We start from the raw sequence: 26,056 nt of genomic DNA on the forward strand, positions 1-26,056 counted from the left end.
TGAAGGGCGCTCAAATGTCCATTTCCACCAGGTGGCAGGCCACGCGGGTCTTGTTGGGGAGAAGCTGCATTGCCGGCGCTTCGCGCGCGCAGCGCTCGATGGCAAAGGGGCAGCGCGGATGGAAGGTGCAGCCAGATGGTGGTTTTAGCGGGCTCGGCACTTCGCCGGTCGTCGGCTCACGATTGCGGTTGGGCTCTGCGATATTGGGGATCGTCTGAAGCAACAGCTGGGTATAGGGATGACGCGGCTCGGCAAACAGTTCTTCGGTCTCGCCCTCTTCGACAATCTGTCCAAGATACATCACGGCAATCCGGTCAGACATGTGGCGGACGACACTCATGTCGTGGCTGATAAACAGATAGGTCAAACCCAGTTCATCCTGCAGGCGGCGCATCAGATTGAGCACCTGCGCCTGCACCGACACGTCGAGCGCGGAGGTCGGTTCATCGCAAACCAGAAACTCCGGTTCACTGGCCAAGGCCCGGGCGATCGAAATGCGCTGACGCTGGCCGCCTGAAAATTCATGCGGGAATTTCTCGCCGTCGGAGACCGACAGACCAACAATAGTGAGGAGCTCCTCGACCCGTGCGGTGACTGCTGATGCTGTTGCGCGCAGCTTAAGCTCGCGCAGGGGTTCGGCAATGATATTCTTGACGCGCCAACGCGGATTGAGAGAGGCATAGGGATCCTGGAAAATCATCTGCGCCGATAGCGGCGCACCGTTTTTGCCGGGTGCAAAGCGCATGCCGCCGCTCGTTGCAGGATAAAGACCGGTCACCAGGCGCGCCACGGTCGACTTGCCACAACCGCTTTCCCCCACGATACTCAGACAGCCGCCCGCCGGCACCGTGAAACTGATATCATTGACAGCCTTGAGATATTGCTTGGGCTTGCGTTCCACCAGGCGGTTGAGCCAGGGAGCCGACACATCGAAGGTCTTTATGAGCCGCTCGACCGTCAGAGCCGGTTGATTTTTTGCATGCATCGTCATGCGGTGCCTCCTGCATTGAGCCAGCACGCGCTGGCGCTCGCTTCAGAAAATATCAGTTCCGGTCTTTCGCGATGGCAGCGTGGCCCTGCGCTTTTGCAGCGTGGATTAAAGGCGCAGCCGTTTGGGATCGCATCCAGGCGCGGCATCGAGCCATCGATCTGGTTGAGTTTGTCGACCCGTGCGCCCAAGGACGGGATCGAGGCCATCAATCCCTGGGTATAGGGATGGCGTGGCTGGTGCAGCACCTGTTCGACCGGCCCCACTTCGATGAGCCGTCCGGCATACATCACCGCGATGCGGTCAGCAGCCTCAGCAATCACCCCCATATCATGGGTCACCAGCATGACGGCGGTCTGCTTTTCCTTGCAGAGTTTGCGTAACAGCGAGATGATCTGCGCCTGGATCGACACATCAAGAGCGGTGGTCGGCTCATCGGCAATCACCAGCTTTGGCGATGCCGCAAGCGCAAGCGCGATCACCACACGTTGGCGCATTCCGCCAGAAAACTGATGGGGATAGTGATTGACGCGCTCGTCGGGCGAGGGAATGCCGACATCACGCAAAAGCTGCACGGCGCGTTGGCGGGCTTGCGCCTTGTTCAGGCCAAGATGCCTGCGGATGGTTTCCACCAGCTGGGCGCCGACCGAAAACAGCGGATTGAGCGAGGTGAGCGGATCCTGGAAGATCGCGCCGATCTCACGACCGCGAATTTTTTCCATGGCCCGGTCGTCAAGCGTATCAATACGCCGCTGGCCGAGCCAGACCTCGCCGCCGGCAATATGGCCGGGTCGCTCAAGCAGGCCCTGGATCGCCAGACCAGTCATTGACTTTCCGGCGCCGGACTCACCCACCACGCCAAGGATCTCGCCGGGGCGAATGGAAAGGCTGACATCCGAGAGCGCGGTCACGGTGCCACGGCGGCCGGGGAAATCAACACGGAGATTGCGGACTTCGACGACGGCTTGCTGTGTCTCAATCATGGGTATTTCCCTCGAGCGGATAGCTTAATGGAAAGATGTCGGTGACGGGCGGATTGCCAAAGCTGCGCTCGGGATATTTGGCGATCAGGCTGTCGAATTGCGCTTGCGCGATCTCCCGCGCCGCAATCAGATCAAAGCCTGCCAGCTTACGATCCAGCATCGAAAGGCGGCCATCGACAAATACCGCCTGGGTTATCTTGCCCGATCCGCCAGTGACGATGGTGGTAATCGGATCGATGGAGGGTGCCATGAAACAGTCATCGAGCCGGAAGACGGCGATATCCGCCCGCGCGCCTTGCGACAAATGTCCGAGATCCGTCCGCCCCAAAGCCTTTGCACCGCCCAGGGTCGCCGCATCAAACAGATCTGCGCAGCTTAGACGGTCCGGTGCCTGATCAGCGACCCGACCGGTGATGAGACCGGCCAGAAGGTTCATCAGCATATCGGGCGGTGTCGTATCGGTCCCCATCGCGATGTTGATGCCGCGGCTGCGACAAGCGGAGAAGGATCTGAGGATTGACCCGCCGCGCCCGGAAACCAGGGGGCAATGGACGATGGAAACGCTGTGATGGGCATAAAGATCGAGATCTTGATCGGTTGCATTGGTCGCATGGGGAGCGATGATCCGCTCGCTCAACAAGCCGTGTTGTGAAAGCCAGACCGGCGCGGTTGAACCATGCAGCTGTTGTACCGTCTCCACTTCCATCGCGCCTTGCGCCATGTGCAGGCGAAACTTGCATCCCAGATCACGCGCAGCCGCATCGGTGCGCTTGAGCAGTTCGAGGGTCGAGGTCTCCACCCGGTCGGGAGCGAGCATGCCACGGATCAGATCCCCATGACGACCGCTCTGGCGCTCGATATAGGCGATTGCGTCGTTCAAGCCTTGAAAGCCGCGTTGTTCATCAAAGACCGGTACGATCCGGCCCGGGGCTTCCAGCACCATGCCGCCGGAGCGGTAGGCGGGGCTGAGATAAACACGCAGGCCCAGTTCGCCGGCAGCGTCGGCTGCCGCGTCAAATTCTGCGACCGTTTCTCCCCATTGCCGATAAAACAGCGAGGCGATCGGCGCTGCGGTGGTGATCCCGTTCACAAGCAGCTGTGCGAAGGCGAAGCGTTTTTGAAAGGCCAGTTGTGTCTGGCTATACATTTCATAGGGACCAGCATCGACGTAACTGCGGGGCCACACCCGCCCCTTGGCCCAGCCCGGATGATGGTCAATGCCAAGAATAGTCGTGTCGAGATCCGAGAGCGCGTCAAGATCGATCAGCCCGGGGCTGATCAACGCCTGACCAAAATCGATCCGGCGAGCCACTTCGCCGGCAAAACCATGACCGACAAACAGGATTTCACCGTTTTCAAAAACCACTTCACCACGCCTGAGCAGCCGATGCTCGCCATCCTGGTGGCCGACCACCCAGTCAGCGGTGATCCATGTGCGCCCTTTTGGTCGTTCGCCGAGCACCAGCGCATGCAAATCCGGGTTCATCATGGCATCTCCACCACGGCTGTTCCGTTGCGTGCGGTCACCCGACCTTTCTTGACCACCAGCGGACGCGGTGCCACATCGACCACGGCATGCGCCAGTGTTTCCCCGGTCAACAAGGTAAAATCGGCGTTGCAACCGACGGCGAGGCCGTAATTTTGTAGCCGCATGACGTCGGCACCGCCCTGCGAGACGATGTGGAGCAGATGCTCGAGTTCCTGATCGGAGCGCACGCCATTCTTCATGCCGATGATCCGGGCGCGATCAAGCATGTCGGGCTGTCCCCATGGACCCCATGTGTCACGAATGCCATCACAACCGCCGCCAATGCGCACGCCCGCCTCCTTGAGCCGCCTTATCGACGGCACAGTGGCCGACGGCGCGCCGGTGGTCAGGATGGCGACATCGAGCAGGGCGAGTTGTTCGATCAACTGGCCGACCCGTAAATAGTCGTTCATGCCAAGCGCGAAGGCATGACTGATCGCCAGCTTGCCTTGCATGCCATGTGCACGGATGCGCTCGAAAATCAGCTCCATGGTAAAGGCGCCCAGATCACCGGTTTCATGCAAGTGAATATCGATTGGCACCCCATGCTTTGTGGCGAGCGCGAACAAGATATCGAGCTGGCCTTTCGGATCACGGTCGATGCCGCAGGGATCAATCCCACCGAGCACTTCGCAGCCCTGGCGCAGGGCTTCGTCAAGTAAGTCCTTTGTGCCCGGCATCACCATCAGGCCAGATTGTGGAAAAGCGACGATTTCAATGTCGATGATGTCTTTAAGCTTCTCACGGGTTTCCCAAACGCCTTCCACCAGCGACAGGCCATGGGTGGGATCAATATCGACATGACTGCGAATGTGGGTGCCACCATGGGCGGCGAGACCGATGGCATGGCGCATCGACTGTCGGTGCGGATCGAGGCCGATCTTAAGGCGATGGTCGCGCTCAAAATCGATACGCTCGCGCAGGATGGCCGCGCGGTTGTTGACGTGCCAGGGCATGCCCCAGGTTGTCTTGTCGAGATGGGTATGGGCATCGATCAACCCGGGCGCGACGATGGCGTTGCCGCCGTCTTCGACCGCCATACCGGCTTCTGCCTCAAACTGACCAAAACCGGCAATTTTGCCGTCCCTTACCAGCATGTCGCAGCTTTCTCCTGCCATCGGTCGGATGTTGCGGAGCAAAAGATCGTTCATATGGCTTACCTCAGTTTTGGATTAAGAGCGTCGCGCAGCCAGTCACCGAGCATATTGACGGCAACCACGAGCAGGCAGAGCTGAATGACGGGAAACACCACGATCCACCAGGAGCCGGAGAACAGGAACTGATTGCCGATACGGATCAGGGTTCCCAGCGATGGCTGGCTCGGCGGCATGCCGATGCCCAGAAAGGAGAGTGTGGCTTCGGTCAGGATGGCCATCCCGAAATTCAGCGTCGCGGCGACCATGATGGGTGTGAGCGTATTGGGCAGGATGTGCTGGGCCATGATGCGCCGCGCCGGCACCCCGATCAGCCGCGCTGCCGAAACGTAGTCCTTGCCGGTTTCCACGATCGCCTGGGCGCGCACCGTTCGCGCATATTGCACCCAGGCCGACAGCGAGATCGCTAAGATCAGCACGGCGGAAGCGCCAATCTCACGCAGGCTCACCGGCAGCATCTGGCGGACAACGGTGGACACCAGAATGGCGACAAGAATGGTTGGAATGGACAAGGTGATATCGCCAAAACGCATCAGCAGATTGTCGATGAAGCCGCCGAAATAGCCTGAGATGAGGCCAGCAGTCAGCCCGATGATCAGCGAGAGGATGACCGATGCGATGCCGATGACGATCGAAATCCGCGTGCCATAGAGGATGGCCGACAGCATGTCGCGTCCCTGGGTGTCGGTGCCGAGCAGGAACGGCCATTCACCGCCCTCCTCCCAAAGCGGCGGCAATTCCGCCTTCCACATATCGAGCGCTGCGCCATCATAGGGATTCTGCGGGGCAATCAGTGGCGCAAAGACTGCGGTCAGGATCAGCACTGCCAGAAGGGCGGCGCTGACCATCGCCGTCTTGCTATGGGTGAACGACCACCAGAGATCGCCTTTTCGGATGCGGCTGAGAAGCGAGGCGCGCGCAACGGGATTGGCTTGTGAGGTGCTCATGACATTGGTCTCCCGTTTGATCAGCGAGCGGTGCGCAAGCGCGGATCGATGACCGCATAGGCAACATCGACCAGGGTGTTGAGCACGACGAAAATGAAGGAAATGATGCACAGATAGGCCGCCATCACCGGAATATCGAGAAAGGTGACGGCCTGGATGAACAACATGCCCATGCCCGGCCATTGGAAGACTGTTTCGGTAATCAGTGCGAAGGCAATCAGCGAACCGATATTCATCGCGGTCATTGTGACCACCGGCATCAGACAGTTGCGCAGGGCATGGCTGAAATAAATCCGCCAGCGCGGAATACCGCGGGCGCGCGCGAATTTGACATAGTCGGATCGCAGCACTTCCAGCATTTCCGCGCGGACAAGACGCATGACCAGCGTGACCTGATAGAGCGACAGAGCAATGGCGGGCAACAGGATCGCCAAGCGGCCCGATGGGGTGAGAAGACCGGTGGACCATCCGCCGAGCTGAACGACATCACCGCGCCCGAAGGCCGGAAACCAGCCAAGCGAGACCGAGAACACCAGGATAAGCAGGATGCCGACCACGAAGCTTGGCAGGGAGACCCCGACAATCGACAGAAACTGCAGGCCCTCCGTATACCATTTTCCGCGTTTGATGGCGGTGAGAACCCCCAGGGGCAACCCAAGCAGCAAGGAGATCAGCGTTGCCACGAATACCAGTTCCAGGGTCGCTGGAAAGCGCTCGGCGATGAGGCTGAGCACGTCCTGACCGTTGCGGTAGGAAATACCGAAATTGCCCTGGGCGGCATTGACCACAAAGCGGCTATATTGCGTTAACAGCCCATCGTTAAGGCCCAGGCGCTCGCGCAGATTATCGCGGTCTGCCTGTGTCATTTGCTCATTGGCCATCATTTCGACAGGGTCGCCGGCCAGCCGGAAGATCAGGAAGGCGAGCAAAGCGACAGCCAACATCACCATGACAGCGTTTGCCAGGCGCTTAATGATAAAAACCAGCATAAAATTCCCTCGGTAACAGCGGGGCGCGCCGGGGGTTAGGCCCCCGGCGCATCACAAGTGGATTATGGGGCAAAATGCGTCAGCCAGTGACGCGGCTTGTTGTCAGGCAATTGCACGATCCTGTCGATTTTCTTCGACATGACCCATGCCATCGGCTGCTGGTGCAGCGGCAGCATCACAATCTCGTCCTTCGCCATTTCAAGCGCCTTTGTCTGGACGGACAACCGGTTTTCGCGATCCATGTCGGTGGATGCTGCGACGATCAGCTTGTCAATCTCCGGATAGCTCCAACCGCCCCAGTTGAAGACACCGGCATTGGCTGACTTGGTGGCGATCATCTGCAACAGGATTGAATAGCTATCGAGCATTGGTTCGGTTGCCCAACCGATCAGATAGACATCGGCCTTGCCGCCGGTCCGCTTGGGTGCCTGGGCCGCGGTCGGCGCAATGTCGAGCTGCGGTTTGAAGCCGCCACGGCTCAGCATATTGACCATGCCCTGGCACAATTCCTCCTCGTTGACATAGGCGTCGGTGGTGCAGACCAGCGTGAAGGGGAAGTCTTCCGCCCCCGCCTCAGCGAGAAGCTTTTTGGAAAGCGCTGGATCATAAGAAAGCGTCGTATCGAGTTCCGGTGTGTAGCCGGGGATTTCCGGGGCGATCACCGCGCCGGCAGTCCGCGACTTGCCGCGCATGATCCGCTTCTGGATGAGATCACGATCGAGCGCATGCGCGAAAGCCTGTCTGACGCGCAGGTCATTGAACTTGTTTGTAGAGCCGTCGGCAAGCGCGGGCTTGCGGTTGAAGCCGACCATGACCGTCCGAAGATCGGTGCGCTCGCGCACATTGAGTTCAGGCTGAGCCTGCAGGCGGGGCAAGTCCTGGGTAGGCGCGTTTTCCGTGAAGTTGATTTCGCCGGAAAGCAGTGCCGCGACCCGCGTTGCGGCAGAGGTGATCGGGGTGAATTCAATGCGATCGATATTGGATTGTGACTTGTCCCACCAGGCCGGATTCTTCACAAGCACGGTTTTTGAATCGGGCACACGGCTTTCGAGCTTGAAGGGTCCGGTGCCATTGGTGTTGTAGGTGGCATAGCCCTCGATCTTAGCCCCGACATCGGTGGGCTTTTCGGAATCGTTGTTCTTGAGCCAACCGGCATCAAAAATATGAATATTGGTCAGATCGTTGAGAAGCAGCGGATAGGGACCGCTCAATTCGATATCAACGGTATGATCATCAACCTTGCTCGCCGATTTATAGGCCGGCAGGTTTCCGCGCAGTGGCGAGACCGGATCACTGACCCGCTTGAGCGAGGCGAGCACATCATCGGCGGTGAATTCGGCACCGTCGTGGAAAGTGACGCCTTTGCGCAAATGAAAGCGCCAGGTGGTGTCGGAAATATTATCAAAGGATTCTGCCAGCGCCGGCTCGATCTTCAGATCACCATCGTAGCGAACCAGTCCTTCATAGACATGATTGAGAAAGGAAAGTGTGTAACTATCCCCATAGGAATAGGGATCAAGCGAGTAGATATCGCGCGATGCCCCCCATTTCAGTGTTTCGGCATGGCCTGACAATGTCAGGCTCGCCAGCACCACGGCCGCGAGGCCCAGTCTGTTCAACATTGATTGCTCCGCTTCTGGAAATTTGCGTCCCCTTTGCGGGGATCTGTTCTTCCTGCATCTCCACACCATGGGTTGGTGCGGCAAGGTTATTGCTGCGCGCCGCATGCACGGCTTGCACTGAATGTGATTTCCTCCCTCACTGATGGCCCGGCCTTTGTGGCTTTGCTTGCGGACCAAGGCCAACATAAGTCTATTAGCAAAAAGTTGTCAACGTGATTGTTGACAATATTCGGATGTTTGCGCGTGGGATATGTCGACAAAAATGCGAGCGCAATCGGCGGGTGATCAATCCGTCCAGAGTGGATAGCTGGATTGGAAGATGTCTTCGACCGGTTTGTGCTGCCAGCTGCGGTCGGGATATTTGCGGATCAGCCCCTCATATTGGAGCTGTGCCCTTATCCTTGCCGCAGGCATATCGATGCCGGCAACCGCACCCGACAGCATCGAGAGGCGGCCATCGACGAAAACTGCCTCTGTCACCTTGCCCGAACCGCCTGTGACCAGTGTGGTGATTGGATCGACGCTGGGGGTCATGTAGATATCATCGAGGCGAAACACCGCTATGTCGGCTTTTGCGCCGGTCTTGAGTGCTCCAATGTCGCTGCGCCCCAGCGCCTGAGCGCCGCCGAGCGTAGCCGCATCGAACATATCTCGGGAGAGGGCAGCATCCGACGCTTTCTCCCCGATCCGGCAGGCGATCAGGCCGACGAGCAGGTTCATCAGCATGTCGGGGGGCGCGGTGTCGGTTGCCATGCCGATATTGATGCCGCGCGCGCGGCAAGCGGCGAAGGAATGAAGTATGCTGCCCATCCGGGCGGAGACCAGCGGTGAATGGGCGATTGAAACGCCATGCTCTGCATAGAGTTTGAGGTCGTGCTGCGAGGCATGGGTGGCGTGCGGGGCGTAAAGCCGCGCGCTCAACAAGTGATGTTTGGCGAGCCATTGCGGCGCGGACATCTTGTGAAGGCGCTGCATGGTGTCACGCTCGAGCTGTCCCTGGGCCATATGGATGCGCACCCGGCAGTCAAGATCGCGTGCCGCCGCCATGGTGCGTTCAAGCAAGGGCAACGTGCAGGTCTCGATCCGATCGGGGGCGAGCAGACCATTGATCAATCCGCCGAAACCGCCGTGATTACGCTCGATGAAGCCGATGGCATCGCGCAGGCCTTCAAAGCCGCGCGCCTCATCAAATAACGGTTCGATCCGCCCGGGCGCTTCGAGAACCATGCCGCCGGAGCGATAGGCCGGACTGAGGAAGACCCGCAATCCCAGTTCACCGGCAGCCGCAGCCGCCGCCTCGAATTCGGTGACCGTTTCCGCCCATTTGCGATAATAGAGCGAGGCGACAGGCGCGGCGCTGGTAATCCCGTTAAGCAAAAGAAGACCGAAGCTGAAACGCTTTTGAAAGGCCAACTCCTCGTCGGAATACATTTCATAGGGGCCGCGCTCAAGATAGGACCGCGGCCAGACACGGCCTTTCGCCCAGCCAGGCTGGTTGTCCTGCACCAGGAGATAGGTATCGAGATCGGAAAGGGCATCGAGATCGATCAGTCCGGGGCTGATCAATGCCTGGCCAAAGTCGATGCGGCGGGCCACTTGGCCCTGAAAGGCCGGACCGAGATAGACGATTTGATTGTGTTCGAAGACGATCTCGCCGTTACGCAATAGACAATGGCTGCCGTCGCGCCAGCCGAGCAGCCATTCGGCCGTCAGCAGGGTTTTGCCTTTCGGTCGCTGCCCCAGCCGCAATTGCGCGACCGCGGGCAGCGGAACGGATGCGGTTTGCATAAAAATTATCCTGGCGCTTAGAGCGTCTCACCGCGGTGAGACGCTCTTTTTTGGCGGCTGCGGCGGGTCGGTTTATTCCGCCATTTTCGTGTGCCAGTGGCGCGGCTTGTTATCCGCGCGGAAATCCACACTTTCAATCTTTTCAAGCATGCCCCAGGCGATGGGTTGCTGATGCAACGGGATCAAGATCGCCTGGTCCTTGGCAATCTTGAGTGCCTGTTCTTCCAGCGCCAGCCGTTTTGCGGTGTCAGGCTCTTCGGCTGCCGTTTTGACCAGCTCATCGAGTTCCGGATAAGACCAGCCGCCATAATTGGAAACACCAGTGGAGCCACTGCGGGTGGACAGCACCTGCGAGAGCAGGGAATAGGCATCAAGCGTTGGCTCATTGGCCCAGCTCAGATTGAACATGTCGGCCTTGCCATTGGTGCGCTTTGGCTGCTGCACGGCACGCGGCCCCATATCGATGGTGGGTTCGAAACCCGCCCGCTTGAGCATATTTGCAATGCCTGAACAAATATCCTCTTCATTGATGCTTTCGTCATTCATGCACAGATAGGTGAAAGCCAGGCCCTTCTGGTTTGCTTCCTCTAGCAATTTCTGCGCGCGTTTTGGATCAGCCGACTGATAGACATCCAGCGCCTCAGCGTAGCCGGCGATTTCTGGTGCAATCAGCGAACCGGACGGGCGGGCCAGCCCACGCATGATCTTCTTGTTGATGAGGTCGCGATCGATGCTTGCTTCGACCGCCTGACGCACGCGCGCGTCCAGGAACGGGTTTGGGCGGCCGTCCTCAAGCTTTTCCTTGCCATTGAAACCAATGAAGACGGTGCGCAATTCTGTGCGCTTGCTGACCTTGATGCCGGGTGAGGATTCAAGCCGCGGCAGATCCTGGACCGGTGCGGAATCGACCAGATCGATTTCTCCCGACAGCAACGCAGCCACACGGGTGGCCGCTGAAGAGATCGGCACATATTCGATGCGGTCGAGATTGTGCTTCTTTTCATCCCACCACTGCTCGTTGGCCACCAGCACCGTCTTGGAATCGGGAACGCGGCTGTCGAGTTTGAACGGGCCGGTGCCATTGGTGTTGTGAGTTGCGTAATTCTCAGTTTTGGAGGCGATATCGGTTGGCTTTTCGGCCTTGTTGTCCGTAAGCCACCGCGCATTGAACATGAAGATATTGGTCATATCATTGAGGAAGAGCGCGGTTGGCGCCGAAACCTCGATATCCACTGTGAAATCATCAACCTTCTTGACGCCGACATAAAGCGGAATATTGCCGCGCAAGGGTGAGGTCGGGTCAGCGACGCGGTTCATCGAGGCAACCACATCATCGGCGGTGAAATCAGCGCCATTGTGGAACTTCACACCCTTGCGCAGGCTGAAGCGCCAGAATTTATTGTCGACCAGCTTCCATTCCACAGCAAGTGCCGGTTCGATCTCGAAATTGGGACCGTAGCGGATCAGCCCCTCATAAATATGGTTGAGAAATGCAAGGTTCGAGGTGGAGGGGACAGAGTCTGGATCGAGAGAATAGATGTCGGCTCTGCTGCCCCAACGCAAGGTTGCAGCATCGGCAGAAGGGACCGCGAGCGGGGCTGCAATTGCCACGGTGCTGAGTGCGGCGATGAGAAACCTGTTGAAACGCGTCATGCTCTTCCCTTCATGAATAACGATCGATCCGTTGCACTGGATTTTGTCGCACTATCATAATCCTCTTATGTATTGTCAACGATATTGTTGGCAATTATTAATGAAAACATCAACAGAGGGAACTGTTCAGCCCGCGGCAAGTGATCACGGGCTGAACCAAAGAAAGGGAGACGCCATGCAAGGTCTGCTGCTGCTTCACGGGACGATCGTGACTGTCGACGCCGCTCGACGCATTATCGAGGATGGGGGGCTGGTGATTGAAGGCGACCGGATCGTTGATATCGGTAAGGCGGCGGATATGGCTGCCCGGCATTCCGGCAAACAGATCATCGACTGCACGGGCAAGCTGATCATTCCCGGTCTCATCGATGCGCACGGGCATGCGGGTCATGCCCTGATCCGCAGCATTGGCGCCGACACCAACGCACTGTGGATGAAGATTGTTACGCCGACTTATTATCATTATGTCACCCGCGACTATTGGTATGCGGACGGCCTGGTTTCCGGTCTTGAGCGGCTCTGTGCCGGGGTCACCACTGCGGCCAGCATCATCAGTTCGATGCCGCGCAGCGACGATCCGCAATTTGCCATCAATCATGCGCGTGCTTATTCGGAGCTCGGGCTGCGCGAGATTATCTGCGTCGGTCCTGCAGGCCTGCCCTGGCCGCAAACGGTGACGCGATGGGAGAGCGGACGACCGCAACGTCATGAGGTGGATTTTGAAGACATGCTTGCGGGTGCGGAAAACGTGATTGAAACACTTAATGGCACGGCCGAGGGACGGATCAAGGTGTTTTTGACGCCCTTTACCATTGTGCCCTCCATTGAACCGTCCAACGCATCGACGCCGGATTGCGCCGTCGCTCTGACGGCACAGGACCGGATGCAGGCACGCCGCATTCGCGAGACGGCACGCAAATTCGGGATACGCATTCATTCCGACGCCTTTGCCGGCCAGGTGCGAATGGCGTTTCAGGACAAGGAAAATGCCTTGCTCGGCCCCGATGTGCATTTGCAGCATTGCTGGGGGATCTCGCATGAAGAGATCGACATTCTGGCTGAGACAGGCACCCATGTGACCCACGCGCCACCCGGACGTTCAACGCCTTTGATGCAGATGATGGCGCGCGGCGTGCCGGTCGCCCTCACATCGGACGGTGCCGCGCCGAGCCGTCATTTCGACATGCTGCAGATCGCCCGCATAGCGCAGGCGACCCAGCATGTGCTGCACAATCATGATCGCTATATTCTGCCGCCCGGCAAGGTTTTCGAGATGATCACTATTGATGCGGCGCGCGCGATCGGCATGGACCATGAAATCGGATCGCTTGAAAGCGGAAAGAAAGCCGACATCGCGATCATCGACATGCGCAAACCGCATTTAACCCCCAACTGGATGCCGGTCCACCGCTTGATTCACCAGGTGCTTGGCAGCGATGTGGACACGGTGATTGTTGACGGAAAGGTCTTGATGCGGGACGGCAAGGTGCTGACCATCAATATGCAGGACGCACTGGCCTTTGGAGAAAGTGAAGCGCAGGCGCTGGTGATAAGAGCAGGGCTTCAGCCCCACATGCATGATCCCGGCTGGGGCCAGTTGCAGCGGGTGTTTTCCAGCCCGGTCAAATTCCCGGTTGCGCCCGAAATCTGACAGGCTCGGTCGCGCGGATGCCAAGCTTGGCCCTTTAAGACAGCAAGCAGCAACCCGGCGCCACCGCATCCCGGCCTTGTCCTTGTCATTTGACGCGGGCAAGGCCGGGAGCTGCTGTCAGGCGGGCTGGGTTGCGCGCACATAATGGGTTGGGCTGATCTTGGTCATCGGCAACGCAACAGGCACGAAATCCGGCGCGCGCACCGCACTGGGAATTTCGTCGGACAATGGTTCGCGGGCGATGGAACGCCGCGCTGGATCCGCCACGGGGACAGTGGAAAGCAGTTTGCGTGTGTAGGGATGCTGGGGGTTGCCAAAGACGGAGCGGCGATCGCCGATCTCGACGATCTCACCCAGATACATCACCGCCACACGGTGGGCGATGCGCTCGACGACGGCCATGTCGTGACTGATGAACAGGATTGCGATTCCCATATCCTGCTGCAGGTCCATCAACAAATTGATGACCTGAGCCTGGATCGTCACATCAAGCGACGCCACAGCTTCGTCGGCGATAATCAGGCGGGGATCGAGAGCCAGGGCGCGGGCAATGCAGATGCGCTGGCGCTGGCCACCGGAAAAGGCATGCGGATAGCGCTGAAGATAGTCGGCAGGAAGATTGACCTTGGCGAGCAGATCGGCGGCGCGATCACGCAGCGCAGCGGAACTGCCCAGCCGATGCACCCGCATGGGGTCGATCAGCGCCTGGGCGATCGTCATGCGCGGATTGAGCGAGGAAAAAGGATCCTGAAACACCATCTGTGCCTCACGGCGGAATCGCCGCAAATCTCTTTTTGCTGCACCGACCAGTTCGGTGCCCTGATAGCGGATCGACCCTGATTGCGGCCGGTCAAGCTGCATGATGCTGCGCGCGACGGTGGATTTTCCGCAACCCGATTCTCCCACCAACGCCAGTGTCTCGCCGGGGAAAATATCGAAGGAAACATTTTCGACCGCATGAACGCGGCCGGTGGTGCGCCCGAGCAGGCCGCCTTTCAGGTCGAAACGGGTGACGAGGTCACGCACTTCGATCAGCGGCTGTCTGCTCTCATTCACCTGTTTGATCATGTTCATTGCGCCGCCCCCGCGCGTGCTTGTTCCTCTTCATAGACAAGCAACGGGAATTTTTCCGGCCCCGGTTTGTCTGCCATGCTTCCCAGACGCGGCACCGCCGAAATCAGCGCGCGGGTGTAGCGGTGTTTGGGATTGTTGAAAATATCATGGACGGGCCCTGTCTCGACGATCTCGCCCTTCAGCATCACGCAGACACGGTCGGCGATTTCGGCGACCACGCCCATATCGTGGGTGATGAACAAAACCGCCATACCGATCTCGCGTTGCAGCGCGCGAACCAGGTCGAGAATCTGCGCCTGGATGGTGACATCAAGGGCGGTGGTGGGCTCATCAAGGATCATCAGCGAGGGGCGACAGGCCAAGGCCATCGCGATCATCACACGCTGGCGCATACCGCCGGAAAGCTGGTGGGGATATTGATCAAGCCGGCGTTGTGCATCGGGCACCCGCACCAGTTTGAGCACATTGAGCGCTATCTGTCGCGCCTCGCGCGATGTTTTCTTCTGATGCCTGATCACCGCTTCCATGATCTGATCGGCGACCGTGAAGACCGGATTGAGGCTGGACATCGGGTCCTGAAAGACGATGGAAACCTCAAAGCCGCGCAAGGCTTCAATATGCTTGTCGGACAGTTTTGCGAGATCGACGATCGAGCGATCCTTCATCCGCATCAAGATCCGGCCACCGGTGATCCTGGCACCATCAAATTCGGTGAGCCGCATGATTGTCATGGCGGTGACCGATTTGCCGGAGCCGGATTCGCCGACCAGCGCCAGCGTTTCGCCATGCGCGATCTGCAGCGAGACATTCTTGACAGCCCGCACCGGATTTGCCGCATTGGGCGCAAAGCAGACCTCAAGGTTTTCAACCGAAAGAATAACATTGTCGGGCAGAGCCGCACGGCTGCTGGATGATCTGGTCAAATTGTGTTCCCCTGCGATTTTTCGCGTTTGCCCTTATCTAACGCTGGCTGCGAGGATGGTGTCAACACGCAAGCGGCTCTGCGGGGAACGGCGAGCAGGTCTAGGGCCGTCTTTGATGCCGCAGCTCAGGCTCTTGCCGACGGAAAAGGTCCCCGGTCGATTGCGCGCGGCAGGGTTATGCAGAATTTGCATTACCGTCTCTGTTTTCGCATGACGGTGTTTTTATCGCTCAGCGCAGTTGGAGAGCGGGATCCGTGACGCTGCGCAAATTGCTTTGATTATCGGCGAGATGGTTCCAGAATGCCTCCACATCGCGGTTTTTCGCACCGGCGCGGCGGAAAATCCGGATTTCCATTTCCAGCGCCATTTGCTGGCCGCCAATCTGCACCAACTCACCCTGGTTGATAGACTTCTGGACGCAGATCTGCGGCAGCCAGGCGATGCCGTGTCCGGCAACGGCCATTTGTTTGAGACTGACGGCGAGAGAGGATTGATACACAGTACTCAAATTGGGCGGATGGCGGCGGCGTGACTGGATAAGCGAAATCAGCTTGCCCAAATAGCCGTCGTTCCAGGAATAGGAGAGATAGGGGATTTTCGTCCCCTCCGGCACGTCGAGATCAAAAAGCGGCTTGCCGGCAGGATCAGTGCCTGAAACCAGGATCAGGCGATCCTTGCCGATCTGCAGGGATTCAAATGGGCCGGCTTCGAGAACCGGAGGACCATCAGGATGATCGTAGATGATTGCGAAATTGCATTTGCCCGACGACAGATGCTCGATGCATTCCAGAAAATCTGCGGTATGCATGCTGCTGCGAACCGGGGTCTCCGCGCCCTGGCAGCGCGAAATCCAGTCGGGAAAGAAATAGATCGCCAAGGTGTGAAACGCAGTGAACGTCAAGAGTTGCGAACTGGCGCCGGCGACATTGCGGCAATCGGTGCGCAGTCGGTACATGTCGCGGACAAGCTCCTGGCAGCGCGGCACGAACAGGTTGCCGGCGCTGGTGAGATGCACTGGATAGGTGCTGCGGTCGAGAAGATCCGCGCCGACCCAATTTTCCAGTGACCGGATGCGGCGACTGAATGCGGGTTGGGAAATATTCCTTGCAGCGGCAGCGGTCGAGAAGTTCCGCGCTGCCACAATTTCCAGGAAGTCTTCGAGCCAGGCCAGCTCCATCGCAACCTCATGCGTTATTTGCATAGTTCATTCTAACTACGCATTGGACAGCAGCGCAAGTGTGCTCCTAGCCTGAGAAAAAAATAAAACAAGATCGAAGATCGAAACAGGGGAACTATCCATGAAACTTGCTTTGGCTCTGGCCCTTTCCTGGGGCCTTGGCCTGGCGGCGGCACCTGCTGTTGCCCAGACCAAAAATCCCGGAACCTTTGTCTTTTTGTGGACCGACGACGTGCAGTCGTTCGATCCCGCCTATATTGCCAACACGCCGAGCTCCTACGGCGCGCTGAACGTCTATAGCCGACTGCTCAATTACAATGGATCCGAGATCTCGGAATTTGTGCCTTCCATCTCAAGCGCGGTGCCGAGCCTTGACAATGGCTTGATCAAGAACGGTGATGATGGTTCGATCACTTACACCTTTCCGATCCGCAAGGACGTCTATGCCCATAAGGTCGGCATCAAGGGGGATGATGGCAAGATCGCCTGGCAGGCCTATGATGATTTGACAGAGCAACAGAAGGCGAAGATTGAACCCGGCTATGGCCAGATCACCCCTGAGGATGTGCGCTATTCCCTGTTAAGGGCGATCCTGATGGGACAATCCTGGATGTCGAACGCGATCACCGAAGTGGTGACGGCCGGCAAATATCCGGACATTACCAAATGGGTGGAGACGGAAGCCAACGTCAAGAATATCAATGATGCGGGACCGGAGGCCTTGCGCAAGGTTTATGATCAGCTGGCCTCCCAGATCACGGTGGAAGGCGACAATGTCGTGCTCAAACTTCCAAAATCCTTCCCTGCAACGCTTGGGGTCCTCGCCCTGCCCTTTGGTGCTTCGATCGTTGACAAGGAATGGGTGGCGTCAGTCGGCGGCTGGGATGGTGATGGCGACAGCTGGAAGAAATACTACCGTCCCGAGCTTGGCGACGATCCACTGTTTGCCCAGGAAAACGGCACCGGCCCTTTCATGCTGGAGGAATGGGACCGCACCGATCGCCGGATAACACTCAAACGGTTTGACAATTATTTCATGGGTCCGGCAAAGCTGGAGCGGGTGGTGATGCGCACCGTTCCGGAATGGACCACACGCCGTCTGCAGCTCTTGTCAGGCGACGCTGATTTTGTGACGGCGCCCGTCGAGTTTCTCGATGAGCTGAACAAATCCGATGGCGTCAAAGTGGTTGATGGATTGCCGAAAGTGTTTGGGCGCGGGCTGTATTTCGCCTGGCCACTCGAAGACACCGACAATCCGGCGATCGGCAGCGGAAAACTCGATGGCAATGGCATCCCGCCGGATTTCTTTGCCGATATCGATGTGCGCAAGGGCTTCAACTATGCGCAGAATTACGATGCGTTGCTCAAGCAGGTCTTGCTGAACAAGACGGTTCAGTCGCGCGGTCCGACGGTGCGTGGCATCATGGGTTATCGCGCGGATTCCCCGATCTACAGCTATGACCCGAAGAAGGCTGCGGAACATTTCAAGAAGGCCTTTGACGGCAAGTTATGGGAGACAGGCTTTACCTTCACCGCCTATGTCCAGGAAGGGACACCGCAGGGCACCGCGGCGCTTTCGGCGCTGCAGCAAGGATTGCAGCGGATTAATCCCAAATTCAAGATGAAGATCCAGTCGCTGCCCTGGGCATCGATTTCCGACAAGTTGAACAACCGGGCCAAGCCGGCTTCGCCGCTCACCTATATGGGCTGGGGTCCCGACTATTCGGATCCGGGCGGTCCTTTGGGCGCTGCGACCTACTACCTGTCTCCGACCGGACTCGTCGGCGGCATGCTGGGCGATGGCTATCGTGCGTTGATGACCGAGAAATTCAAGCCTTTGCTTGATGAAGCCTGGGCGTCTTCGGATCCGGCGGTGCGTGAACCGATCTATGCGAAACTTCAGGCGATGTCGCATGACTATGCCACCACACAGTTTCTGTGGGAGGATTTTGGCTACATCGTCACCCGATCCAATATTGATGGCTATGTCCACAACATGATCCTTTATGGCGCCTGGGATTTCTACCCGGTGAGCAAAGCGAACTGAGCCCCTGACGCGCACCGGGCGAGATCCGCGCCCGGTTCTTTCCCTTCATATCCAGCGATAGAGGTAATGGTGTGCTCAATTACGCGTTGCGGCGGTTATTAACACTCCCGGTGGTGCTTTTCGCCCTTTCGATCATGCTGTTTGCATTGCAGATGTCATTGTCGCCCACCCAGCGGCTGGCGGCCTATGCGCCCTCGCCCGACTTTCTCAAGGGCGGTCAGGAGAGCATCCGCCGGATGATCGAACAATATGGCCTCAACGATCCTTTTCATGTGCAATATGGCAAATGGATCGGCAATATCATGACCGGCAATCTCGGTTGGTCCGAGACCGCGCGCCAGCCGGTGGCCCATGCCCTGACCTCGTTGTTGCCGGCAACGCTTGAACTGGTTCTGCTGGCCTTCATTCCAAGCTTTCTTTTGGCGATTTACCTTGGCTCCCGCGCCGGCATCTACCTCAATAAATGGCCGGATCACATCATCCGCATCTTCACCATCCTGGGCTGGTCATTCCCCGTCTATGTGTTTGGCCTGCTGATGCTGCTGATCTTCTATTCGGCACTGGACTGGTTTCCGCCCGGACGGCTCAGTCAATGGGCGCAGGCGACTGTGATGTCGTCCGACTTCACCCGCTATACCGGCGCCAACACGATTGATGCGCTGCTGAACGGGAATTTCCGGGTCTTGGGGGATTCGCTGCGTCACCTGGCCGCGCCGGTGATCACGCTGACTTATGTCAATCTCGCCAGCATGACGCGGGTGATGCGCACCTCGATGCTCGAGACCCTGCGGCAGGACTATGTGCGCACGGCGCGCGCCAAAGGGATGCCGCGACGCGTGGTCGAGTTGCGGCATGCGCGTCGCAATGCCCTGCTTCCGGTGACCACCATCGCCGGCATGGAGCTGGCAACCATGATGGGCGGCGTGGTGATTACCGAGACCATCTTCGACTATGCCGGCCTGGGCCAGTTTGCTGCCAAGTCGGCGGCCAATCTCGATTTCCCGGCCATCCTCGGCTTCAGCTTGTATTTTGCGATCGTGCTTGTGCTGATGAACCTGATCGTCGACCTGATCTATCCATTGCTCGATCCGAGGGTGAAGACGCGATGAAACTGCTTTCCTATCTTTTGCGCAATCCCGTCTCGCTGATCGGCGTGTTGATCCTTATAGGCTTTGTGTTGATCGCCTTTTTCGCACCCTGGCTGGCTCCGCCACAGGAGTTTCAGATGTCAGTCTATGACACACCGCGTGCCGGCTTCCTTGCAACCCCGCAACCGCCTTCGCCCGACGCCATATTCGGCACCACGGAAGGCCAGTATGACATCTATTATGCGGTGATATGGGGCACCCGAACCGCCTTCAAGATCGGGCTCGGCGTGGTTGCCATTTCGGTCTTTATCGGCACCTTGATCGGCGCTCTGGCGGCTTATTATGGCGGTAAGATTGATGAAATCCTGATGCGGATCGTTGATGTCTTCATGGCGGTGCCGTTTTTGATTGCCGCGATGGTTCTGACGGCACTGCTTGGAAAAGGCATCGGTCCGATCACCATTGCGCTGACGACTTTCGGCTGGATGGGCTATGCTCGTGTGGTCCGCAGCGAAATTCTGCGTATCCGGGAAATGGATTATATCCATGCGGCCCGCAGCTATGGTGCCGGCGATCTGCGCCTGATTGTGCGGCATATCCTGCCCAATGCCTTCTTTCCGGTGCTGGTTCTGGCCACCATGGCAACCGGCTCGATGGTTCTGTCGGCCTCGGCGCTGAGCTTTCTGGGCGTGGGCACCGAAGAAGGTTATGCCGACTGGGGGCAGTTCATTGCCTATTCACGCAACTGGATCGTCGGTCAACCGGGAAACCCGTTTCAATACTGGTACACGCTGGCCTTTCCCGGCGCTGCGATCTTTCTGTTCGTTTTATCATGGAACCTTGTCGGCGACACGTTGCGCGACATTCTTGATCCCCGTCACACAAGCTAGTTGGGAGAATAACTGTGCCTGCGCTTTCCAATTCATCGATTGAACTTTTTGAGAGCCTCATTCGCCACGAAGTCGAAGATAAGGCCATTCCCTCGATTTCCTACGCCCTTGTGGATCGGGATGGCTTGCTGGCAGAGGGCCATGTTCAGCATTCCACGCGTCATTTCGACATGCATGACAAGACCTGTTTCCGTATCGGCTCGATCACCAAGACCTTCACCGCAGTGGCGATCATGCAATTGGTGGAGAAGGGGCTTTTGGACCTGGATGTCGATGTTTCGGACTATCTTCCGGGATTTCAACCGGTCAATCCGTTCATCGGACGCGAAAGCGGACCCTATGGATCCCATATCAGCCTTCGCAAGCTGATGAGCCACACGGCGGGTATCGTCAGAGAACCCAAGAGCGGGCACTATCTGGATGCGCACCGGCCGCCGCTGGCCGATACGGTCGCCGAGCTTGCCACATCAACGCTCAAGCAGGATCCCAGTGCCGGTACCATGCATTATTCCAATGCCGGCATTGCGGTTGTCGGCCTGGTGATCGAGCGGGTGGCGAAAAAATCCTACGCCGACTACATAGCAGAGAACATCCTGAAGCCGCTTCAGATGTCTGACACCGCCTCCGGCATGGCGGATGGCATTCGCGAACGTCTCGCGCCCGCCCATATGTGGAGGCTTGAGGGCGACAGCCCCGCTCCGGTCTTCAGCCTGGGCGGGTCTCCGGCTGGCAATATTTTCTCAACCAATGCCGATATGGCTCAATACGCCCGGTGCCTGCTGCGTGGCGGCTTCACACCGGATGGCCATGCGCTTCTGAGCCCGGCCTCCTTGCGCGAGATGTGGAACCCGATCGGAAAGCGGCCCAGCAATCATGACAAGACCTTGAATGGCTACGGCCTGTGCTTTGGTGTGGGTGACATGGACGGCTGGACCTCTGTCGGGCACGGCGGGGCTGTCTATGGCTATGCGTCGCAAATGACTTTGCTGCCACAGGCTGGGGTCGGCGTCCTGATCTTTGCAACGCTGGACTTCGCCAATCAGATCGCATCGCGTCTGGCAAGCGACGGCCTGCGTCTGGCGCTGTTTGAACGCGGAATGGGGGCGCGCCCGCAAAGCGCCGCGATGCCGCCGGCGATTACCCCAGAGCAGTTTTCGACGCTGCCGGGACTGTATCGCCACGACGAAACCGGCGAGGTGGTGGAAGTCAAGGAAAAGGCGGGAAAACTCTATCTGATGGGCGAAGGGGTTCCTTTGCAGATCCGACCAACAGCCGATGACGCCTTTGTCATTGACGGGCGCATTTATGGTCGGGGCGCCGACTATCCGCATATGAACCTGTCGTTTAAAGACGCCAGCACCTTGAACTGGAAGGATCAGGACTGGGTGAAGGTCGACAGTCTCCCGGTCGAGCGGGTGCCGCCCGAGATCGCCATCCATCTTGGTGAATACGGACCGGATTTCAACATCACCTACCTGACCTATAGCCATGGCCAGCTGAAATGTCTGATCGAGTATTTCTGCACCCATAGCTGCGAGCCTGTCGATGGCGGTCGCTTCCGCATGCGCGGGCTTCTTTACGAAGAGGAGATTCTGGAACTCGGCGCCGTTGACGAGAACGGCAGACAGGGCATCCGCGTGGGACCTATGTTCCTGGAACGCCGCCAGGCGGCGCAGGCGGCTTGAGGTCACTGGCACAGATGGGTGTCCCGATCACCATGGAAGAACCTCTTGGCGCGCGCATGCGTATCAATGGCCGTCCGGTCGATTATTTTTGTGGCACGAGCTATTTTTGCCTGCACGGCCATCAAGAGGTTATTGATGCCGCCTGCGCTGCGACGAGAGAATATGGGCTTGGTCCAGGCACGCTTGCGCTGATGCCCATTTATGCGGAGTTGAAGGCCGCGTTATGCGCGTGGTTTGCCACAGAGGATGTGGTGCCGTTGATATCCGGTTATGTCAGCCCGATGGCCCTGTTGCAGGGACTGCGTGATGACTTTGACGTGGTTTTCGTTGATCAGGCGACCCATTACAGCAGCCGGGATGCCATCGCCGGACTTGGTAAGCCGGTTTATCAATTTCGCCATCTTGATGCCAACAGCCTCAGTGGTGTCCTTCGGCTTCATCTCCGGGCAAGGCAACGCGCAGTGATCGTCACCGACGGCGTCTTTCCCTCAACGGGGGCACTGGCGCCGCTTGCCGATTACAGCAATGCGATGGCGGCCTATGACAATTGCCTGCTCTGTGTCGATGATTCTCACGGGGTCGGCGTGCTGGGACAAAGTGGGCGGGGATCGTTGCAACATGCCAATCTGGAGCAGGAGGGATATTATTTCTCGGGAACTTTGAGCAAGGCCTTTGGTGCGCTTGGGGGGATTGTTCCCGCGACAAGCGTGCTTGCGGAAAAGATCAGGCAGAAGTCGATGGTCCTGCGGGGGGCCTCGCTGCCACCCCCAGCCGCTGCTGCAGCGGCAATTTCCGCTCTGAGATTGTTGAAGGCTCGACCGCAGATCCGCGCCGATCTTAACCGCAATGTCTTGCATTTACGCAGCGGCTTGAGGAAACTGGGCTTTGCCGTCGCGGATAGTCCCGTCCCCATTGTCTCGTTGCGTGGTGCGATTGATCTCGAGCATCTGCGAGGGGCGCTGGACAAGCGCGACATCGTGGTGAAGATCACGCCGGCCCATGGTTATTCGGATGCCCCGGACATGCCCACGATGCGACTGGCGGTGTTTTCTGATCATAGCCCGCTGCAGATTGACAGGCTACTTTCAGCAATCCGTGACGTTGTGTGAAGGAGAGCAGCCAGAGGCCAGACACGACCATTGCGCTTTGCGCTCGCATGACGCTCAGCAGGTTGGAATTCTGAAATAGGCCAACCAACACACAGCGGCGATTGCGACAGCGCTGAGACGAAGGGTGAGCGCATCGCATTGAATGGTTATTTTTCGTCTTTCGGTGCTAAACGCAATATGCTCGACTTCAAGAAGATAGGCAACAAACAAGAACAGGCCCGCAATAGAAAAGGCAATAGCGCCGCCCAGAGCCAGAAAACGCATCATGTTTTCCGCATTATCGATTATCTGCAAATCTGAGCAGGAATAAATTTCGTTAAATAATGCGAAGGATTGCATATTTTATCATCCAATTATCAATCAAACATTCAATATAGACTTCTAATAAGGCGATACTCGGTAGATACCAGTATGTCTACGGATCTTCGATGAACGACCTTTTTTTGAGACGATCAGACAAATAATCGAATATCGTGCGAGCGATGTTTATTCCTCGGATCAATTTGACATGCAAGTGCGACAGACCAAAGCACTCTGCAACATGGTCGAGAAGGCCTGGGTCTGTTTTTGCCAGACGATTTATATCGCTGATAATCATCCCTTGTTGTTGCGATTGGTGATTTTGGAGAACAGTGATCTATTGCGACAGCGCCTGCTGTCGCCCAAACCTTCACAGGCGCCGCACTCTGGTTGTTGTTCGAAGCACGCACATACACCAGAGTGCTCCAGCTCATTCCCCTTGTTTATAAAGCCGCCATTATCCGATGAGATGCGCATTCATTGGCCGCAGCCTGCTGGGGTTGTCGAAGGCGGCGATACCGCCGCGCGCATCAAGCCACAACGCAATTCATCGAAAATGCTCAACTGCCGGTTTCGGTGTGGGCGGTGGATCCCGAAACCGTTTTGCCAACCGATACTCTGTGGGTCAAGACCCTATCGCGCGTCCCTTAACCGCTGACAATGTGCATTCAGCTCGTCTGTGAACGCATGCAGCACATCTTCTCGTCGCGGCTGCTCGATTTCCAGGTAGTTGATATGGGTTCGCGCCTGCACGTCGCTTGCAACACCCATATCTGCATATAAAGCGTTGATAGCTTCTGCCGCAGCGCTCAGATCCAAATTCAGGAACATGGCGAAATGGGCGAGGACTGCATATTCCTGCGGACGATTGCGCCCAAGCCCTTTCCATCGTTGCGCGGTGCCGGCGAGCTTGCGATTTGCAACCACGACATTATAAGCACCGTCACACATGGAGCCGGAAACTGCGCGATAGGCTCCTTCAATACCACGGCTACGCAGCATTGCCATCAATGGTTGACATAAAAGGCGATAAGCCGATCCGATCCTGTCATCGACATCAGGACCGCTGATAAAACTCATCGACAGGTTAATGACATCCGGCCCCTGCACCACGGCTCCGCCGCCCGTGTCACGCAGAAACACCGACCATCCACGTGCTTTCGATGATGCGATAGCCGGCTCGAAATTGTCATAATGCGCGTGGCTGCGGGGCACCACGATCCCGGGAGGTGTCTGCCAGATCATCCATCTGATATCACGGTGATGGACAAGCTCCGCGACCATATCGCGTTCCCGGCTGAGCGCTTCATGGTAGGGCAATTGCAGGACAGCGCTCATTTTAACACCCATTTAGCTCGTGATACAATGCGACAGTCGGCGTCGAGACTGGTTGGCTTTAGGCACTGGCGCCGAACTTGGCAATACGAGGCTTGAACTGGTAACGAGCACTTGCGATCGGCGAGTTAGCGGTTGCGCATATTTGGAGATCTCGGCTGATCTTCAAACTGGCGCCTGTTGGTTGGCAAAGTTTGGGCCCACTGCGTGCGAATGCAGTGTTGATGCGAGCAACCGACGGGGATCTTCAACCGACCCGTAACAATCAATCCCGTTATTACGCCTCTCGCCATTCTTCCAAGCGAGAGGGTTTTTGTGGCCTAAAGTGAGGCTGATTTTGCTGTAGCCGGCTCGGGCTCACTCTGCACCGGGGTTGCGACGCTTTCAGACAGCAGATGTTGCAGCCGCTGTTTTTCAAACTGCCCGATCTCCAGACGCGACACTCCTGCGCGTTCCAGAGCGCAGCGTTTACCGCCATTTGGCTTGCAGCATCCGGCGAAAGACGATGGCCGGGCGCCGTTATACTCAACCGCGAGCATTGGCTTTCCATAATTATCAATCAGCAAAAAATCGACGCACTTGCTGTTGTTGGAACGAAAGGCTCTGTCCTTAATAGCTTCCGCCTGCCATTTTCGGTTTTCCCGATTGATTGGGCGTGTCGCGTAAATGTTGTATTCGGATAGGAACCGCAACTGGTTTTCATGCTTGGTTTTGTCATGCTATTCGTCTTGCAGGCGCTTTTTTTCGAAGCGCAGCTCGCGTTGCTGATCCTGGAGCTGCAGGATCTCAACAGTGGTCGACAGAAGATCGAGCTGTCGTGTGATGACGCTTGTGTGTCTTGAAGAAGCAGTTGCACAATATGGCACCAATTGCGGCACCCAGAGCGAATATTATCAAATCGGCTTTGAAGTCAATCAGTCGCATTCGCCGACACGGAATATATGTCATTGTCGTCTTAAGTCTCTTTGCTTCAGGTTCGGACGGCTTTGTCTTATGTCCGCAACGGGTCGATACTTGGTGATGCTTCGAATTACCAGTTGACCTTGAAGCCGAGATTGCCCTTGAGGCTGTAGCTGTCGGCAAAATGATTAAGCGATGTATTGACCGAGCCTTCGCCATAAAGCG

The 26,056-nt window shown here is 57.5% G+C and carries 20 protein-coding genes; 6 read left to right on the forward strand and 14 right to left on the reverse strand.

Annotated features, from left to right (window positions below):
* Positions 1–10 precede the first annotated feature (10 nt).
* From QBD00_RS20030 to QBD00_RS20070, 9 genes are all read right to left on the reverse strand, one after another.
* Complete coding sequence (locus tag QBD00_RS20030; RefSeq protein ID WP_318580357.1) at positions 11–991, reverse strand: ABC transporter ATP-binding protein; 981 nt, start codon at positions 989–991, stop codon at positions 11–13.
* On the reverse strand, positions 988–1,971 hold the full coding sequence (locus QBD00_RS20035; protein WP_318580358.1) for an ABC transporter ATP-binding protein: 984 nt from the start codon (positions 1,969–1,971) through the stop codon (positions 988–990). Before QBD00_RS20035 ends, QBD00_RS20030 begins: the two co-directional genes overlap by 4 nt.
* Positions 1,964–3,457, reverse strand: coding sequence for an amidohydrolase family protein (locus tag QBD00_RS20040; RefSeq protein WP_318580368.1), 1,494 nt, complete (start codon positions 3,455–3,457; stop codon positions 1,964–1,966). The genes QBD00_RS20035 and QBD00_RS20040 overlap by 8 nt, the downstream gene beginning before the upstream one ends.
* On the reverse strand, positions 3,457–4,650 hold the full coding sequence (locus QBD00_RS20045; protein ID WP_318580359.1) for an amidohydrolase family protein: 1,194 nt from the start codon (positions 4,648–4,650) through the stop codon (positions 3,457–3,459). The genes QBD00_RS20040 and QBD00_RS20045 overlap by 1 nt, the downstream gene beginning before the upstream one ends.
* Positions 4,651–4,655: 5 nt before the next feature.
* The gene (locus QBD00_RS20050) at positions 4,656–5,600 is read right to left on the reverse strand and encodes an ABC transporter permease (protein WP_318580360.1); all 945 of its coding nucleotides are present in this window, start codon (positions 5,598–5,600) and stop codon (positions 4,656–4,658) included.
* 20 nt (positions 5,601–5,620) lie between these two features.
* Positions 5,621–6,589 carry an ABC transporter permease gene (locus QBD00_RS20055; protein WP_079210603.1) on the reverse strand — a complete coding sequence of 323 codons (969 nt, stop codon included), beginning with the start codon at positions 6,587–6,589 and terminating at the stop codon, positions 5,621–5,623.
* 62 nt (positions 6,590–6,651) lie between these two features.
* Positions 6,652–8,211 carry an ABC transporter substrate-binding protein gene (locus QBD00_RS20060; protein ID WP_318580361.1) on the reverse strand — a complete coding sequence of 520 codons (1,560 nt, stop codon included), beginning with the start codon at positions 8,209–8,211 and terminating at the stop codon, positions 6,652–6,654.
* 285 nt (positions 8,212–8,496) lie between these two features.
* A complete protein-coding gene (locus QBD00_RS20065) occupies positions 8,497–9,999 on the reverse strand; it encodes an amidohydrolase family protein (protein ID WP_318580362.1) in 1,503 nt (500 codons plus the stop codon).
* A 72-nt stretch (positions 10,000–10,071) separates the two neighbouring features.
* The gene (locus QBD00_RS20070) at positions 10,072–11,652 is read right to left on the reverse strand and encodes an ABC transporter substrate-binding protein (RefSeq protein WP_318580363.1); all 1,581 of its coding nucleotides are present in this window, start codon (positions 11,650–11,652) and stop codon (positions 10,072–10,074) included.
* A gap of 175 nt (positions 11,653–11,827) precedes the next feature.
* Between QBD00_RS20070 and QBD00_RS20075 the strand changes: the two genes are divergently transcribed.
* The gene (locus QBD00_RS20075) at positions 11,828–13,303 is read left to right on the forward strand and encodes an amidohydrolase family protein (RefSeq protein ID WP_318580364.1); all 1,476 of its coding nucleotides are present in this window, start codon (positions 11,828–11,830) and stop codon (positions 13,301–13,303) included.
* A gap of 117 nt (positions 13,304–13,420) precedes the next feature.
* On the opposite strand, the gene QBD00_RS20080 is transcribed toward QBD00_RS20075, so the two are convergent.
* From QBD00_RS20080 to QBD00_RS20090, 3 genes are all read right to left on the reverse strand, one after another.
* On the reverse strand, positions 13,421–14,377 hold the full coding sequence (locus QBD00_RS20080) for an ABC transporter ATP-binding protein (RefSeq protein ID WP_151094503.1): 957 nt from the start codon (positions 14,375–14,377) through the stop codon (positions 13,421–13,423).
* Positions 14,374–15,300: an ABC transporter ATP-binding protein gene (locus tag QBD00_RS20085; protein WP_191793804.1), complete on the reverse strand. Its 927-nt coding sequence runs from the start codon at positions 15,298–15,300 to the stop codon at positions 14,374–14,376. The genes QBD00_RS20080 and QBD00_RS20085 overlap by 4 nt, the downstream gene beginning before the upstream one ends.
* A 229-nt stretch (positions 15,301–15,529) precedes the next feature.
* Positions 15,530–16,477 carry a LysR substrate-binding domain-containing protein gene (locus QBD00_RS20090; RefSeq protein ID WP_235901912.1) on the reverse strand — a complete coding sequence of 316 codons (948 nt, stop codon included), beginning with the start codon at positions 16,475–16,477 and terminating at the stop codon, positions 15,530–15,532.
* A 121-nt stretch (positions 16,478–16,598) separates the two neighbouring features.
* On the opposite strand from QBD00_RS20090, the gene QBD00_RS20095 reads away from it, so the two are divergent.
* The 5 genes from QBD00_RS20095 (at position 16,599) to QBD00_RS20115 (ending at position 23,296) form a co-directional block, all read left to right on the forward strand.
* Entirely contained in the window at positions 16,599–18,524 is a 1,926-nt protein-coding gene (locus tag QBD00_RS20095) for an ABC transporter substrate-binding protein (RefSeq protein ID WP_151094512.1), read from the forward strand.
* Positions 18,525–18,595: 71 nt separating this feature from the next.
* Positions 18,596–19,633 carry an ABC transporter permease gene (locus QBD00_RS20100; protein WP_235901914.1) on the forward strand — a complete coding sequence of 346 codons (1,038 nt, stop codon included), beginning with the start codon at positions 18,596–18,598 and terminating at the stop codon, positions 19,631–19,633.
* Positions 19,630–20,502 (forward strand): ABC transporter permease, encoded by an 873-nt coding sequence (locus QBD00_RS20105; RefSeq protein ID WP_151094515.1) that lies wholly within the window; start codon positions 19,630–19,632, stop codon positions 20,500–20,502. Before QBD00_RS20100 ends, QBD00_RS20105 begins: the two co-directional genes overlap by 4 nt.
* Positions 20,503–20,516: 14 nt before the next feature.
* Positions 20,517–22,187 carry a serine hydrolase domain-containing protein gene (locus QBD00_RS20110; RefSeq protein WP_318580365.1) on the forward strand — a complete coding sequence of 557 codons (1,671 nt, stop codon included), beginning with the start codon at positions 20,517–20,519 and terminating at the stop codon, positions 22,185–22,187.
* Complete coding sequence (locus tag QBD00_RS20115; RefSeq protein ID WP_318580366.1) at positions 22,184–23,296, forward strand: pyridoxal phosphate-dependent aminotransferase family protein; 1,113 nt, start codon at positions 22,184–22,186, stop codon at positions 23,294–23,296. The genes QBD00_RS20110 and QBD00_RS20115 overlap by 4 nt, the downstream gene beginning before the upstream one ends.
* A gap of 54 nt (positions 23,297–23,350) precedes the next feature.
* Here QBD00_RS20115 and QBD00_RS20120 read toward each other — a convergent pair whose 3' ends face one another.
* Together QBD00_RS20120 and QBD00_RS20125 are read right to left on the reverse strand one after the other, a co-directional pair.
* The gene (locus QBD00_RS20120) at positions 23,351–23,635 is read right to left on the reverse strand and encodes a hypothetical protein (RefSeq protein ID WP_151094520.1); all 285 of its coding nucleotides are present in this window, start codon (positions 23,633–23,635) and stop codon (positions 23,351–23,353) included.
* A gap of 594 nt (positions 23,636–24,229) precedes the next feature.
* Positions 24,230–24,934: a biotin/lipoate A/B protein ligase family protein gene (locus QBD00_RS20125; RefSeq protein WP_191907304.1), complete on the reverse strand. Its 705-nt coding sequence runs from the start codon at positions 24,932–24,934 to the stop codon at positions 24,230–24,232.
* Positions 24,935–26,056: the final 1,122 nt, after the last annotated feature.

The organism is Ochrobactrum sp. AN78, from assembly GCF_029909885.1.
GTDB lineage: Bacteria > Pseudomonadota > Alphaproteobacteria > Rhizobiales > Rhizobiaceae > Brucella > Brucella quorumnocens.